Annotated in this window: 8 protein-coding genes, 1 tRNA gene and 2 pseudogenes; 5 read left to right on the top strand and 6 right to left on the bottom strand. The window is 41.0% G+C overall.

Going from position 1 to position 15,463, the window contains the following annotated elements; all coding sequences use genetic code 11:
- Positions 1-211: 211 nt before the first annotated feature.
- A tRNA-Lys gene (locus N5852_RS06105) sits at positions 212-287 on the bottom strand.
- A 576-nt stretch (positions 288-863) separates the two neighbouring features.
- Here N5852_RS06105 and N5852_RS06100 point away from each other — a divergent pair.
- The 4 genes from N5852_RS06100 (at position 864) to N5852_RS06085 (ending at position 7,017) form a co-directional block, all read left to right on the top strand.
- Positions 864-2,438, top strand: a complete 1,575-nt coding sequence (locus N5852_RS06100; RefSeq protein ID WP_262099519.1) for a TerC family protein — start codon at positions 864-866, stop codon at positions 2,436-2,438.
- A 418-nt stretch (positions 2,439-2,856) separates the two neighbouring features.
- Positions 2,857-4,995 (top strand): Ig-like domain-containing protein, encoded by a 2,139-nt coding sequence (locus N5852_RS06095; protein ID WP_262099518.1) that lies wholly within the window; start codon positions 2,857-2,859, stop codon positions 4,993-4,995.
- Positions 4,996-5,614: 619 nt separating this feature from the next.
- A complete protein-coding gene (gene gpt, locus N5852_RS06090) occupies positions 5,615-6,109 on the top strand; it encodes a xanthine phosphoribosyltransferase (RefSeq protein ID WP_262099517.1) in 495 nt (164 codons plus the stop codon).
- Positions 6,110-6,549: 440 nt separating this feature from the next.
- Complete coding sequence (locus N5852_RS06085) at positions 6,550-7,017, top strand: NUDIX hydrolase (protein WP_262099516.1); 468 nt, start codon at positions 6,550-6,552, stop codon at positions 7,015-7,017.
- A 104-nt stretch (positions 7,018-7,121) separates the two neighbouring features.
- Here N5852_RS06085 and N5852_RS06080 read toward each other — a convergent pair whose 3' ends face one another.
- A complete protein-coding gene (locus N5852_RS06080) occupies positions 7,122-8,198 on the bottom strand; it encodes a hypothetical protein (RefSeq protein ID WP_262099515.1) in 1,077 nt (358 codons plus the stop codon).
- Between the two features lie 159 nt (positions 8,199-8,357).
- On the bottom strand, positions 8,358-11,849 hold the full coding sequence (gene dnaE, locus N5852_RS06075; protein ID WP_410004237.1) for a DNA polymerase III subunit alpha: 3,492 nt from the start codon (positions 11,847-11,849) through the stop codon (positions 8,358-8,360).
- Between the two features lie 655 nt (positions 11,850-12,504).
- Between dnaE and N5852_RS06070 the strand changes: the two are divergent.
- A pseudogene (locus N5852_RS06070) lies at positions 12,505-13,740 on the top strand (DEAD/DEAH box helicase); the annotation flags it as partial.
- A gap of 571 nt (positions 13,741-14,311) precedes the next feature.
- Here the strand turns inward: N5852_RS06070 and N5852_RS06065 are convergent.
- From N5852_RS06065 to N5852_RS06055, 3 genes and pseudogenes are all read right to left on the bottom strand, one after another.
- Positions 14,312-14,572, bottom strand: a complete 261-nt coding sequence (locus N5852_RS06065; RefSeq protein ID WP_262099512.1) for a hypothetical protein — start codon at positions 14,570-14,572, stop codon at positions 14,312-14,314.
- 28 nt (positions 14,573-14,600) lie between these two features.
- On the bottom strand, positions 14,601-14,939 hold the full coding sequence (locus N5852_RS06060) for a DUF4424 family protein (RefSeq protein WP_262099704.1): 339 nt from the start codon (positions 14,937-14,939) through the stop codon (positions 14,601-14,603).
- Between the two features lie 5 nt (positions 14,940-14,944).
- Positions 14,945-15,421 (bottom strand): annotated as a pseudogene (locus tag N5852_RS06055) (DUF4424 family protein); the annotation flags it as partial.
- Positions 15,422-15,463 lie beyond the last annotated feature (42 nt).

Here is a 15,463-nt window from a genome sequence, read left to right as displayed (position 1 = left end):
TTCTAAAAGCTTCGCAGATGTTCCAGCCAATATTCCATTAAGGTGCGGCACATTTGCCCACAAAAGCAACCGCGGCTTTTAACCTGCGAACGGCTTATTGTTTTAGCGCACTATCATATTGGATATAAGATTAGACAAAATTAAAGAGGAGCAAGCCATATTACCTTAAGGTGATAAGAAATATCATAAAAATATTGAATTTTTGAAAAATTGGTGGGTGATGCAGGGATCGAACCTGCGACCCGCTGATTAAGAGTCAGCTGCTCTACCAACTGAGCTAATCACCCTTACCAAATCAGTCACACGACTTGTGTCGCGATCTATAAACATCAAAAAACATCATGTCTAGTCCATAAATTATTTTTTTTCATTTTTTTGTCATAATCCATAAATTTTCATGCGAAAATTTTCAATTTGCATTATCGTTACTTAAAAACCCGACATAGCCTCTTGATAGTTTTAACAAAAAATATCATTATAGATGCTGTATTTTGTTTCCAACTTCGGCTTTGACGATTTTTTCCAAAGCTGTGTTATTGAAAAGGTTGATCGAGCGTAATGCCCGGCACATCATGTGAAGACCCTGCAAGCAGTATGAGGCGGCATTTAATGCCGCCATTTTTTCCTTATAAAAACATTAGTTTAGCAAAAAAAGTAAAACCATTAAAAAGCCGAACAGCTTTCAACTTCAATGCTATTCTTTCTTCTATTTCAAGAAGCATCAAAAAACACTTTTCAGAAAGCAGATTGCTTGAATAGCCAAGTATTATGCGAATCAAAATGAAAATTTAAATTTCTTAAATGTTATTTTTTGGCAAGATTTTTAATCTTGTACTATTTATATAAGACAGCAGGATAAAATTATGGAATGGATTGCCGATCCCCATGCATGGCTAGGCTTGGTAACACTAATTTTTCTCGAAATTGTACTTGGTATTGACAACCTTGTCTTCATTGCAATTCTTGCAGAAAAACTGCCACCACACCAACGTAACCGCGCCCGACTAACTGGCCTTTCGCTCGCGCTTGTCATGCGCCTTGGCTTGTTGCTTATTATCGGCTGGGTTATTTCACTAAAAGAAATTATTTTTTCTATCGGTGAATTTGATTTTAGCTGGCGCAGCATTATTCTGCTTATTGGTGGTGCGTTTCTGCTTGCCAAGGGCACATTAGAACTGCATGAGCGGCTTGAAGGTGATAGCCACGACAAAAAAACCAACGCTACCCATGCGATATTTTGGCAAGTTATTGTGCAGATCGTTGTGCTTGATGCGGTATTCTCGCTTGATAGTATTATCACCGCCACCGGCATGATCCCCCATGAACAAATGGCGGTTATGTATATTGCGGTTATTGTTGCTATGGGCGTGATGATGTGGGGTTCTGGCCCCTTAATGCAATTTGTTAACCGCCACCCAACCGTGGTTATTCTTTGCCTTGGCTTCTTGATGATGATTGGTTTCAGCCTTATTGTTGAAGGACTTGGCTATCATATCCCCAAAGGCTATCTCTATGCAGCTATTGGTTTTTCAATCCTTATCGAAGCCTTCAATCAGATTGGCCGGCGTAACCGCGAAAAATTGGTGTCCACCAATGATCTGCGTGAGCGTACAGCCGGCGCTGTATTGCGCCTGCTTGGCGGCGGCCGTAATGAGGGTAACCTTGCTGAAACCGTTGATGTTATAGCCGAACAATCGGCGGCGTCTGAAGTCTTTAAACCAGAAGAAAAGCAAATGATCCGTTCGGTGCTTGACCTTGCAGAACGCCCTGTGCGCTCGATCATGTCGCCCCGTCAGGAGGTGGAATGGCTTGATGTTTCTAGCAGTGACGAGGAAATGCGTAAGGAAATTCCTAATTTTCGCCATACACGCATTGTGCTTGCCCACGAAAAAGTTGACGAATTTGTTGGTGTTGCCTTAACCAAGGATATTTTACTAAGCTTGGCAGAGGGCAAAAAAATTGATTGGCAAAAAGCCATGCGCCAGCCCTTGGTTGTTCATGAAAACACCAATGTCTTGCGCCTTATGGAACAATTGCGCCGCTCGCCCATTCAGCTTGCCATTGTTGTTGATGAGCATGGCTCTTTTGAAGGTGTTGTCACCCCAACCGATATATTAGAAGCGATTGCTGGCGACTTCCCTGATGACGAGGAAGAACAAATGCTGGTGGAGCGCAATGCTGATAATAGTTTGGTGGTTGAAGGCTATGCCGATATTCGTCGTTTAAGTGGTTTTCTTGATTGTGATCTTGTTGATGACAATGACCGCTATACGACCCTTGCTGGCTATATGCTTTGGCAGTTTGGTCACTTACCAAGCCTTGGCGAATCGTTTGATGCACAAGGGCTGCGCTTTGAAGTGATTGAGCTTGAAAGACGCAATATTAGCAAAGTTCGCATTAGCCAAATAAATAATAATGATGCGGATGCATTAAATTAAAAACTATAATATTCACCAATACTCCCCTTGTGGAAACCCTAAGTCATCACACCACAAGTCTTCACAAGGGGAACAGCAAAAAAACACAACAAGATTTAATTTAAAAATCAATAAATAAAGATCATTTATATTTAACATTTATAACGCCCCTATTCACTATGGCTATATATGGTGGAGCGTAATCCAAAACTTAACTTATATTGTATAAAAACTCAAAAATTTCCAAAGTGTATATTGGATTTTTATTTTAGAAAAAAATCATACAAAATAAAAAATGCAACTATCCATAAAAAAATTGCTTTATCCATTGTAAACTCGTTAATTATTATTGCATATAGCTTTATTAATGTTATAGACATAGTCTACAAATATAGTTGTCGCAGTTTTATTAATTGTTAAAGTTAAAGTAGGATACGCAATGATTGTTAGCCCAGATAAGGATGTTATCGTAGGGGTGGGTGGACAAGTTTCAGCTCCATTGGTTGATTCCCAAAATTATGTAATCACATCTGGCATGTCCAGTATTAGCAATTATGCTCAATGGGGAAATGATCTTATTGTTCAGTTTTCCTCGGGCGAGGAATTGCGCATCAACAATTTTTTCATTAATGGGCCAGCTTTTCACAAATTAATGATTGTGGAAAATGGCAACCGGATTGAAGTTGATTTTACCAAAGCAATTACCAATCAGGGTGACGGCATTGATGATAGTCTTATCCAATATACGCAATTGGGCGAATCCTTATCGGTTACTACATTGCTTGGTATTCTTGGCGGTGTAGCGGTAGGCGGTGCAGGTATTTACTCTGTATTTGGCAAAAGCAGTGATGATAAAGGCGATAGCTATACGGCGCCAACCGCAACTTTTGGCCGTCCAGAGGCGCCAGATACTGAAATTATCAATGACGATAAAAACCCCACTGAAGTAATCCGCAGTGGTGCATCAACCAATGATAATACCCCAACCTTGCAGGGTGAAGATGCGACGCCTGGCGCACAAATTGCGATTAAAGTAAATGGTGGCGATCCTGTTTATGTAACAGTTGGACAAGATGGTAAGTGGAGCTATACTTTCCCACAGCTTGCCGATGGCGTCTATAATGTAGTGGTAACTCAAATTGGCACAAACGGCGCCACCAGTGAAGAAACCAGTTTACAATTTACTGTTGATACAATTGCGCCAGATGTTCCACAGCTTGAAACTGTTAATGATAATGTGACGCCTACCGGCACCATTACAAATGGTGGTATCACCAATGATGCAACACCTGAATTTAAAGGTACTGCCGAAGCTGGATCTAAAATTAGTATTTATGTTGATGGTACGGTTGTTGGCACAACAACAACGGGAACCGATGGTAAATGGTCGATTGAGCTTGGAACAAACCTTTCTGATGGCGTCCATCGCGTTCAAATTACCGCAACTGATGCTGCTGGCAATGAAAGCGGCAAAACGAGTGAATTTTCATTTACTGTTGACACAATTGCTCCTTCTGCAATTAGTGCCACCTCCATTTATTGGAGTGATGCAAATGGCGGCGATGCAACCCAGTTTACAACCGGTAACAGCGTCACTACAACTGCGCGCAAAATCGTTCTTTCCGGCATAGCCAATGCTGTAGGCGCTGGCTATGATGCTAAATGGATTGAGATTTTTGATAATGGCATTTCTATTGGCCGAGCAGAAATTGGCACAGATGGTAAATGGCAGTTTTCACCAGAAAATGATCTTAGCCTCGGATCACATAATTTTAGTTTTGAAGCGATCGATGCTGCAGGTAATCGCAGTTCTAGAACCAATGTTGCACAATTTATCGTTTCAGCAGCAGCAACACCAACTTCTGCCGACGCTGCGGACACAAGCAGCACGCCAGATGATGGTTCAGCAAGTGCTAGTGCTGATACAGATTCATCAGACAATAATACTGATGATAATTCTGGCAATGCGCGCAGCGCTGCAGTTAATCCAAGCAGCAGTGATGATGTTCAATCCGATGATAGCGCTTCATCGCAGCAAAGTGACACTTCTAGCAGCTCTAGCGATAATTCAGCCAATGAATTCTCTTATCGTTTGGGTAACTTTTTGGATGAAAGCGATGCAACTGCAAGCGGCCAAGCATCTTCAAGCGAAGATAGCCAAAACGCGGACAGCGCTTCTGCCAGTGATGCATCTGCCAATGACTCAATTACGCCAACAAGCGATATTCTTGGTGAAATTGGCATCGATGTAAGCGATAATGACAGCCAAGCAGCAGATGTTCAAAGCGCAGATAGCCAAAATACCGATGGTGAGGTTAACAGCGATCAAAATAGCAACAGCCAAGCAGATGATGTGCAGGCTGACAATGCTCAGGCTGATGGCGCTGGGGCCGATGAGGTTCAAGTTGCAGATAATCAGGCTTCTAATGATGCTTCCGATCTAACCATTGATGATCTATTAGATGGTGATACAAGCGTTGCCAATAATGAAAGCTATAGCGACATTCCTGCCTTTGACGCGTATAGTAGTTCGCAAATGCCAAACATCTATGATGAACAACATTTAAGTTATGTCTAGTCACAAAATGACTTAAGCATGATCTCGCTTTTAAACGTGATCGTGCCAAAGTAATATGATTTTAAAAAGCTTCACCGTAAATTTACGGTGAGGCTTTTTTTGAATCTGTTACCCAAAACCATATTGATTGCATAAATTTGTCATTGTTAATCGTAATAAGGCCAGAAAATTAAGGCATGATTGGTTTAACTTGCCTATATCATTTACAAAAAATCGAGCTATTAGGTAAAAATTTAAATTATGCAAAATAAAACATCGCTGGATATTGCCGATTTATGATTAAAGCGGCCCCCGCCCCCTAAGATTTCTATTTTTCCGCATCACCAACACAAAAAAATAAATTAGCTTTTGCAAAAATGCTTTAACATTGGCTGTATCGCGGCAGCTAAACCAGCAATAATGAGCATTTCCAATATATATTGTGGCACTGTTTCAAAATAAAACATTTCAACTCGAAATAAGACATTACAACAGTTAGCTAATCGTCAAATTGCTTATCAAGTGGATAACTATTGGTTTTTTTCTGATAATTCCTATAAATTGCCTATTTCTGTCTTAATAATCCTCGCTGCATAATTTATGGTGTTTGCAATAAATCAATTATCTATTTGGAGTCATCATGTCACTTCCTGAAAAAGCATTTCCCGTTAGCTGGGACCAATTTCATCGCGATGCACGCGCTCTTGCATGGCGTATTGCAGGGCAAGGCACTGAGTGGAAAGCCATTGTTGCTATTACACGTGGTGGCTTGGTGCCAGCCGCTATTATTTGCCGCGAATTAAATATCCGCCTTATTGAAACCGTTTGTATTGCCTCATATCACGATTATAGTAAGCAGGGTGAAATGGCGGTATTAAAAGGCATCAGCGAAAACCTGTTAGAAAATGGTGGCGAAGGCGTATTGGTGGTTGATGATTTGACCGACACCGGCAAAACAGCTGGCCTTATCCGCAATATGATCCCAAAGGCGCATTTTGCAACGGTTTACGCAAAGCCGCAAGGTCGCCCGCTGGTTGATACTTTTGTAACCGAAGTTAGTCAGGATACTTGGATTTATTTCCCTTGGGATATGGGGCTTGCTTATCAAGAACCTATAGCAAAAGGCGGCGCCTAATTTATACTTTTGGCAAGGTATCCACTCGATTAGGCGTGGTTGCCTTGCCAGTATTTTAATACTGAGTGAAAATAATTTTCTTAAATGCAGCGTTTTTTATAGCTTATAGGTGTTCTATTCTATAAGGCTTGGCATAATGCTATATTTATGCTATGATTTGCGCCATTCTATAAGAATGTGCTAAATTTCAGATCTAAATTTTGTTATAAAAAGCAATAGAGCAGTTGACTATTTTTTTTAAAAACTGCTTTTAGATTTTTACTTTTAACATTTTTATAACCACGAAATCATTAAACGATCAAAAACTAAACTACCAAAAAAATATGTGCTGAGCTATTGAACCAAACGGACTTTGACTCATTATAATAATATCAACTCTTACCGGTCGCATCATCATAAAACGACGACCCCTACAATAATAAGAAGAAGTGGATATAGTCATGTCGGCCGTAGCAACATCAAAAATTGTATTATTAAATGACGGGCATCTATTACAGGTTGCGGCCCTTGTTTATCGCTATCAGGGCAAAAATCTAGAAGTTTTATTAATCACCAGCCGTGGAACTGGCCGTTGGATTTTTCCAAAAGGTTGGCCAATGCCAGGACGCAGCTCGGCTCAAGCTGCCTTGCGCGAAGCCTATGAAGAGGCAGGTGTGCGCGGCACCGCAGAAGCTCATGCAATTGGCTCTTATGAATATAAGAAATATGACCTACCAGAGGGACAAAACTTGTTCACGGTTGATGTTTTTCCAATTTTATTTTCTCATCAAGAAAAAAAATGGCCAGAAAAACAGCAACGTCAATATGAGTGGGTAAGCCCACAAGAGGCGGCAAAGCGTGTTGATGAAGAAGGATTAAAAGAAATTCTATTAGATTTCAATCCTCTACCCAATGCAGCAATAGCCTAACATTGCATATTTTAATATTATGCGGTTAACACCTAAAATAGCAATAAGCTATCAAATGGGCTACGACTTGACTTAAACTGTAGCCCATAGTTTTTTTATGATAATTAATTGGCCTTGTAACCTTCCATTAGCTCAGCTACCTCATCTTCAGTTAGATAGCGGATAAAATCAAGCCGTGTATTTTGCGCAACATGAATTTGATCCGTCATATTTTCCCAGCTGCGCTTAATCATGGATTGAACTTGATCTTCAACCGCAACCAAAACCACTTTTCCTTGCCATTTTGGCCATATATCTACCGCTGGCTCGCCCAAAATAATCGGAAATATTTGCGGCACTTCATCTTGCCAGTTAGACCAAGGAATCCAAGAATATAAGGATTTTTGCACGGCTTCATCCACCAATATAGCTGGATTGGCCTTGCCAATTTTTAGATGTTCTTGGCGCTCTGCAATAAAGGGTTGCAACAACTCAATAGCGTGAAAACCGTTTCTTATGTGGTGACCACGAACAATAAAACCAGTTTTATTGGAATGTAATAGTACAACCATGTCAGGATTGCTCATTGACGTCATTTGGGTAAGAAAATAAAGATGGCTAATATCAATGAGATCGCTATAATAAATTTCGTAAATTTTTTCGATAAATTGTTGGTTGGCTTTAAAAGCCTCTAAATAATCATCATGATGAATGATGCATGCCATGATGGGAAGAATGAGCCAATTAATCGTCTCCGTAAGGTCTGCTAATCGCGCTTTTTCATCACTATCAAGGTTTTCAAACTTTTCTTTAACCTGATGCCAATTTTTTAAATCTTGCTCAAATGCGGCTTTATTGTCATTATGTCGACTGTCACTTTCATTAGGCTCATTACCAATAAAAGGTTCAAACTCTGCTAAATAGTGCAATAGCAATGCGCAAGCATGGTCAAAAAATTGCGCTGGTTCCACCCCATCCTCAATAAGGCCGCCACAGGCCAAAGCAAGGGTGGCGGCATTTTCAGGCAAAACAAAATGGCTTAATTGCTCGCCTACTTGTTTAATCCATAGGGATGGATCATCTATTTCCTTGACAGCTTGTTGAAAATTTACCCAAATAGGCATCATCTCTGGCGAGCGCACGGATTTATCAGCTTTGACTATATCCGCCAGCAAGACTTCAACTTTACCTATATTCTGCATGAAACACCCCATCCTGCTAGAATTAACCTATTAGAGCGCATTTCGATCTGATTGGATCAAATCACCGCTCTAATCCATTGTTTACCTTCGTTTTTTGTCCGAAAACCGCTTCACATTTTTTTTTAAAAAACGCTCTAAATAATCGTTACTTTTGCCCAATTAAACCATTTCAACATCCACAACCCCTTGGATCGCTTTCATTGCCGCGGCAATTTGCGGACTTAAGCGGTAACGGCGCGGCAATAAAATTTCAATCTCACGTTCACCATCATCTTTTAATAAAATGAGGCTAACTTCACCATCACCAATAGTGGTTAATTGTGTCTTGATATGCTCCACCACATCGGCAGAACGCACAAATAAACGCAGCATTTTACGAAGGCGCGCCGCCTCATCTTCTAAAGAATTAACGCTTTGGATGCGCAGGCTCACCCCTTCTGGGCGGTTTTCCGCAGCAACAGTAATCACCACCGATTGGCCTGGTTCCAGCATGTCACCAAATTGGGCAAGACCTTCAGAAAAAAGAATGGCCTCATATTGACCGGTTGAATCTGAAAATTGCACAATACCCATTTTATTGCCAGTGCGGGTTTTGCGAATTTGCTTTGTGGCAACCGTTCCAGCAAGGCGGCCAGCACTAGCCCCTTTACGTACTGCATTGGAAAATACAGCCCAATCTTGGACGCGCATTTTTTCAAGGTAAGCTTTATATTCGTCAAGCGGATGCGCCGATAGATAAAACCCAACTGCTTGAAATTCGCGGTGCAGTTTTTGCGCGCTAAGCCAAGGCGTTGCTTGTGGTAACATGAGCTTTTCAGCCGGGGTATCAGCAAGGCCGAAAATATCAATTTGGCCACTATTGCGATCTTCAAGCACGCGATGCGAACGGGCTAGGATAGTATCAATGCCTGCCACCAAAACTTCGCGGCCAATGCCAAAACAATCAAGGGCGCCTGCACTAATCAAGCTTTCAAGGGCGCGGCGATTAACAATATGGGTATCAACACGCTCACAAAAATCTTCCAAGGAAGAAAATGGCTTATTGCCACGCACTTCAACAATATGGTCAACCGCCTGCTCACCTACGCCTTTAATGGCTGCAAGCGAATAATAAATGCAATTATCACCAACTTCAAAAATACGATAGGACGTTTGGATCGACGGCTGCACTACCTTGATGCCCAAACGCTCGGCTTCACGGCGAAAATCGTTGAGCTTATCGGTATTATTCATATCATAAGTCATTGATGCGGCGATAAATTCAACCGGATAATGCGCCTTCATATAGGCGGTTTGATAAGAAACAATAGCATAGGCGGCAGCGTGGGATTTATTGAAACCATAATCGGCAAATTTTGCCAAAAGATCAAAAATCGTATTGGCTTGTTGTTTAGACACGCCATTTTCAATCGCGCCATCGACAAAGCGCGATCTTTGCTTATCCATTTCCTCGCGGATTTTTTTACCCATAGCGCGGCGGAGCAAATCGGCTTCACCAAGCGAGTAGCCAGATAAAACCTGCGCAATCTGCATCACCTGTTCTTGGTAAACAATAACGCCTTGCGTTTCTTTAACAAGATAATCAATTTGTGGATGGATCGAGGCAATTTCTTCTTCGCCATGTTTGCGGGCATTATAGGTTGGAATATTTTCCATTGGCCCCGGGCGATAAAGCGCGACAAGGGCAATAATATCCTCAATTCTATCCGGCCTCATGCCCAGCAAGGCTTTACGCATACCGGCACTTTCCACCTGAAAAACACCAACAGTTTCACCGCGCGCCATCATTTCATAGGTTAGCGCGTCATCAAGGGGAATGTGAGAAAGATCTATTTTTATGTTTTTTCGCGCAACAAATTTAACCGCTGTTTGTAAGACTGTAAGGGTTTTTAACCCCAAAAAGTCGAATTTCACCAATCCTGCTTGTTCAACATATTTCATGTTAAATTGGGTGACTGGCATATCCGAACGCGGATCACGATACATCGGTACCAATTGCCACAAGGGGCGGTCACCAATAACAATACCGGCCGCATGGGTGGAGGCGTGGCGATAAAGCCCTTCGAGCTTTTGCGCCACATCAAGCAAGCGGCCAACAACTGGCTCTTTTTGCACTTCTTCTGCAAATTTTGGCTCATCTTGAATAGCTTTTGACAGCGAAACAGGATTAGCTGGATTTGATGGAACAAGCTTACTTAAGCGGTCAACCTGCCCATAGGGTATTTCAAGCACACGCCCCACATCACGCAATACAGCGCGCGCTTGCAGCGTTCCAAAGGTGATAATCTGCGCAACTTGTTCGCGGCCATATTTACCCTGCACATAGCGAATGACTTCTTCGCGCCGATCCTGACAAAAATCAATATCAAAGTCTGGCATTGATACGCGGTCGGGATTCAAAAAACGCTCAAATAGCAGCGAAAAGCGCAAAGGATCAACATCGGTAATGGTAAGCGCATAAGCAACCAGCGAGCCAGCACCAGAACCACGCCCCGGCCCTACTGGAATATCCTTACTCTTTGCCCATTTGATAAAGTCGGCAACGATCAAGAAATAGCCGGGAAATTGCATGCGTTCAATAATGCCAATTTCATATTCCAATCGCTTTTCATAGTCTTCGACACTATAGCCATCAGCAAGCCCTGCGGTTTCAAGCCGCCATTTTAAACCTTCTCGCGCTTGGCGGCTAAGTTCTGCAGCTTCTGCGGCAAGAGCCGCATCAGGGTCATCCGACTGGCCGGTAAATCGCGGCAAGATCGGCTTTCTGGTTGGGGTAAAACTGTGGCAGCGCAATGCAATTTCAACGGTATTTTCAATCGCTTCGGGAAGGTCTTTAAAAAGCGCAACCATTTCATCTTGCGTTTTCATATAATGATCTGGCGTTATGCGGCGGCGGTCATCATTAGACACCACTTGGCCAGCGGCAATAGCCAGCAACGCATCATGGGCTTCATAATCCTCACGCTTTAAGAAAAAGCCTTCATTGGTTGCAACAAGGGGCAATTCACGTGCATAAGCAAGTTCAACTAGCTTTGCCTCAAGAACACGGTCATAATCGCCTTGCCGTTCAAGTTCAACATAAAGCCGGTCTTTAATTGCCTTTTGCAAAAATTCAATGCGGCTTAAAGCCTTGTCAGGGCGATCTTCTTTAAAGGCAGCAGCAATAGGCCCATTTAAACCACCAGTTAAAACAATAATACCATCACCAATTTCATTAAGGTATTGCGCTCTAATATGGGGTGGATCAGTATCCAATTTATTAAGATATGCACGGCTTACAAGATCAACGAGATTATTATAACCCGTATCATTGGCGGCAAGAAACACCATTGATTGAAAATCTGCGGCGGTGCGCATTTTAACGATGCGGCTATCACGCGCATCATCTTCAAAATCTACCGCTAATTGACAACCAATAATGGGTTGAATACCCGCTTTAAAACATTTTTGGGTAAATTCTAATGCACCAAAAAGATTATTGGTATCGGTAATAGCAATTGCCGCTTCATGGTCGCTTGCTGCATGAGCAACGATTTTGTCAGTTTTAAGCGCTCCTTCAAGCAATGAAAAAGCAGAATGGACGCGCAAATGGACAAACTTAGGATAAGAAAGTGATTTAGGCGTTTGTGTTGTTGTTTCACTCACCAGCATGGATCCTATTTTTTGAAACTTGGCATAATGGCTATTAACCCAATTATTTCTATATATCAATCACGATACATAATTGATATAAACGTCTCATTTCACAATTAAAAGAGGTAGCAATTATTAAAAGCTGCACCAAATAGATACCAAGCTTTTAACAATAAAAGATCAATTACTTAGCAAAAAAAGATCAATTTTTGTTTTAAATAGGTAAAAAAATAATATTAAATACCAAGATTAATAAAGCAACTACCATTATTCAAAAGTCCTAAAGCTAAAAACCGACCTTCATTATAATAGCTTTAATTCATCGTGTTAAATTAAACTATTGACTTTTTTAAGGAAGCAGATTAACCGTTTTTTTAGTCTTCTTTGACTTATCAATGTCATATTTATAGTGCTTAATGTTATTGTTATAAACTAAATAACTTAACTGAATGAATATAATGCTGATAGATTTTGAAACTTATTGAATATAGAATATAGTGTGACTTATCGGTTAAAGCCCCAAAATTATCATTTGGTGTTTTTACAAGGATTAATGAGCTTTCATATAATGCTTTTATTTTTTTTAAAATTGCATTATATAGAGGCTAGTTAGTCGATCATCTAAGATATTAAAAACAAAGATCAAAATTTGCCCTTAAAAATTGAAGAGAATATGTCCTCCTTAACATCTTTTGCAGAACTTGGTTTATCCCAAAAAGTAACGGCAGCAGTTGATGCAGCTGGCTATACAACTCCAACCGCAATTCAGGCTGGTGCAATACCATTTATTCTGCAACGGCGAGATGTTTTAGGTATTGCGCAAACTGGTACAGGTAAAACGGCTTCCTTTGTATTGCCAATGTTGACCTTGCTTGAAAAAGGACGGGCACGCGCAAGAATGCCGCGCACTTTGATCCTTGAGCCGACCCGCGAACTTGCAGCGCAAGTTGCTGAAAATTTTGAAAAATATGGCATTAATCATCGCTTAAATGTCGCTTTACTTATTGGCGGTACATCTTTTGAAGATCAAGACCGCAAATTAGAGCGTGGCGCAGATGTGTTAATTGCAACACCAGGGCGCATGCTTGACCATTTTGAGCGCGGCAAACTGCTTTTAACTGGCGTTGAAATTTTGGTGATTGATGAAGCCGACCGCATGCTTGATATGGGTTTCATTCCTGATATTGAGCGCATTTGTAAGCTTATTCCGTTTACACGGCAAACTTTGTTTTTCTCGGCAACTATGGCGCCAGAAATCACCACATTGACCGAGCAGTTTTTACATGCGCCAGAGCGCGTGGAAGTTGCAAAAGAATCATCAACCGCACGCACAATCACCCAATATTTAGTAAAATCGCCACCAAAATCTTGGGATAAACGCGCTGTGTTGCGCGACCTTATTAAAGCACAGGGTGATGAGCTTAAAAACGCGATTATATTTTGTAACCGCAAAAAAGATGTGGCTGAGCTTTTCCGTTCGCTCACCCGCCATAATTTTAGCGTGGGTGCTTTGCATGGCGACATGGATCAACGCTCACGCATGACTATGCTTGCCAATTTTAAAGAAGGCAAATTGCAACTTTTGGTTGCATCTGACGTTGCGGCACGCGGGCTTGATATTCCTGATGTCAGCCATGTTTTTAACTTTGACGTACCAACTCATCCTGAAGATTATGTGCATCGCATTGGACGCACGGGCAGAGCCGGCCGCAAAGGCAGTGCCTTTACCATTGTTACCAAAGCCGACATGAAATATGTTGAAGCTATTGAAAAAATGAACAAGGAAGAAATTGCTTGGCTTGATGGCGATCTTTCAACCCTTGCCCCGCAAAAGGCTGAAGAAACCGAGCATAAGGGTAAAGCTGGCCGCAATAAAAAGAATACCAATAAAAAAGCAAAAGATCCAATTTTAACCAATGATACATTAGCCTTAATTGATGAGACGGTGGGCAAAGACGCGCCAAGCAAAGCGCTAAATAATCAAAGCAAAGCGCCCAACAATCAAAGCAAAGCGCCAAATGGTCAAAGCAAAGAACCCGTAATTGAAGCGGTAAAAGTTAAAGAAAATATGCAAGCAACAAAGCCACCCCATTCAAGAAATAATCATTCTGACCACAACCGCAAAAAGCATGATAACGCCCCAATTATTGGTTTTGGCGATGATATTCCAGCCTTTATGCTAACCTCAACACGGTTAAAGACTTGAAATTATAGTTTTATAAAGCAGTTTTTAAAAAGGCGTTATTTTTTAATAACGCCTTTTTGCTTTAAGTGTCCTATAAACTATCAATTTTAAAATGGAATTTCTCTAATCGAAACAGCAAGATAATGTTTAAGATCTTCCACTTTGGTTAAATCTAATTCACTAGAGCGTTTTCCGAAAAGTGTGAAGCGGTTTTCAGACAAAAAACGCGGTGTAAACAAAGGATTAGAGCGCCTATCTGATCCAATCAGATCGAAATACGCTCTAATGAACTGATTTATAGCACCACGCGTTTGAAATAGGCCATGATGGTTAAGATATTTTTTTCCGGCATCAAAACGACGGCAGCCAAAATCTTCGTCTCAATTAACGAATAGCCACCATGGGGTGGTATGGGGGGCGGTATGATTATTCGCATTTCCTTGCGGCCATAGATCACCGCCAATACCAAGATAGCCTTGCTGAAAATGATGATGCTCACACGCGCAAACATCATTCCAATTATATTTAACAATAAACCAGCTTTTGGCATTTGCATAGCTAATCTCAAACTTAACGCCCCAATCCTATTTTCCTATTGAAGTAAAGTGGTCTTTATCAACAAAAAGAAAGTAAAGCTCTTGGCTTGGTTTAAAGTTTTTTACGCGCATTTCAAATTGGGTTGGGCTTATCTTTTTTACATTAGTTCCACAAAAGCTAACAATGGTATCTGGTTTTTCTTTATCAACCACCAATCTAAAATCTCTAATAACCCCATCAGCCCAATTGCCGCCAGTAGTTAAGATATAGCCAAGATTATTACCCCAAGCCAAATTTTTTCCCTTTTTAAATTCTTTATAAAGCGCAGCACGAAAAGAATTATCAAGGCAATAAAGTTTCTGCGTTTCGTCATCAAAAAAACAGATTTACTCGTTAGCCCAAAATGACCACCATAAAGCGCCGCATAAGAATGGCGCACCTTGATTTGCTTGTTTTTGGGGAATTTTTGCTTCCAATAATAAGTTAACTGGTAAACATCCTCACCGCGCCAAACGCGAGATATTCCAAATTTTTTCTCTATTTTGAGTTTTGGCTTAATCTCTTTGCCTTCAACCCAAACTTGAAAACCAATAAAATCCTCAGCTATAAAGTTGCCGTTATCATCATATTCTGCACCCGATATATCGCCTGTGTAAGATTCAGGGGCTTCTGGCAACGGAAAGGCAACGAGTGCATCAATGTCCTTATCAGTTAAATTTTCAAAAACATAATTTACGATAATTTCGTTACGCGATATGTAAAGATCTTCTGAGATCATCGCGATGTCATCATTTTTTACTAAAACCAAACCACCCGTGGTTAGGCTAGCAAGACTGTCATTGGCAAATGCACTATAATTGGAAACCACTAAAAATAAGGCACAAAGAATAGGTCACTGCAAATATTTAAC

Source organism: Bartonella sp. HY328, assembly GCF_025449335.1.
Taxonomy (GTDB): domain Bacteria; phylum Pseudomonadota; class Alphaproteobacteria; order Rhizobiales; family Rhizobiaceae; genus HY038.
The sequence above is the reverse complement of the archived record's forward strand: the minus strand, read 5'-3'. Positions and strand labels throughout refer to the sequence as shown.

Bases quoted from the DNA above. Each gene is read 5' to 3' on its own strand.
- N5852_RS06100 (WP_262099519.1), top strand. From the start codon at position 864: ATGGAATGGATTGCCGATCCCCATGCATGGCTAGGCTTGGTAACACTA.
- N5852_RS06095 (WP_262099518.1), top strand. From the start codon at position 2,857: ATGATTGTTAGCCCAGATAAGGATGTTATCGTAGGGGTGGGTGGACAA.
- gpt (WP_262099517.1), top strand. From the start codon at position 5,615: ATGTCACTTCCTGAAAAAGCATTTCCCGTTAGCTGGGACCAATTTCAT.
- N5852_RS06085 (WP_262099516.1), top strand. From the start codon at position 6,550: ATGTCGGCCGTAGCAACATCAAAAATTGTATTATTAAATGACGGGCAT.
- N5852_RS06080 (WP_262099515.1), bottom strand. From the start codon at position 8,198: ATGCAGAATATAGGTAAAGTTGAAGTCTTGCTGGCGGATATAGTCAAA.
- dnaE (WP_410004237.1), bottom strand. From the start codon at position 11,849: ATGCTGGTGAGTGAAACAACAACACAAACGCCTAAATCACTTTCTTAT.
- N5852_RS06065 (WP_262099512.1), bottom strand. From the start codon at position 14,572: ATGCAAATGCCAAAAGCTGGTTTATTGTTAAATATAATTGGAATGATG.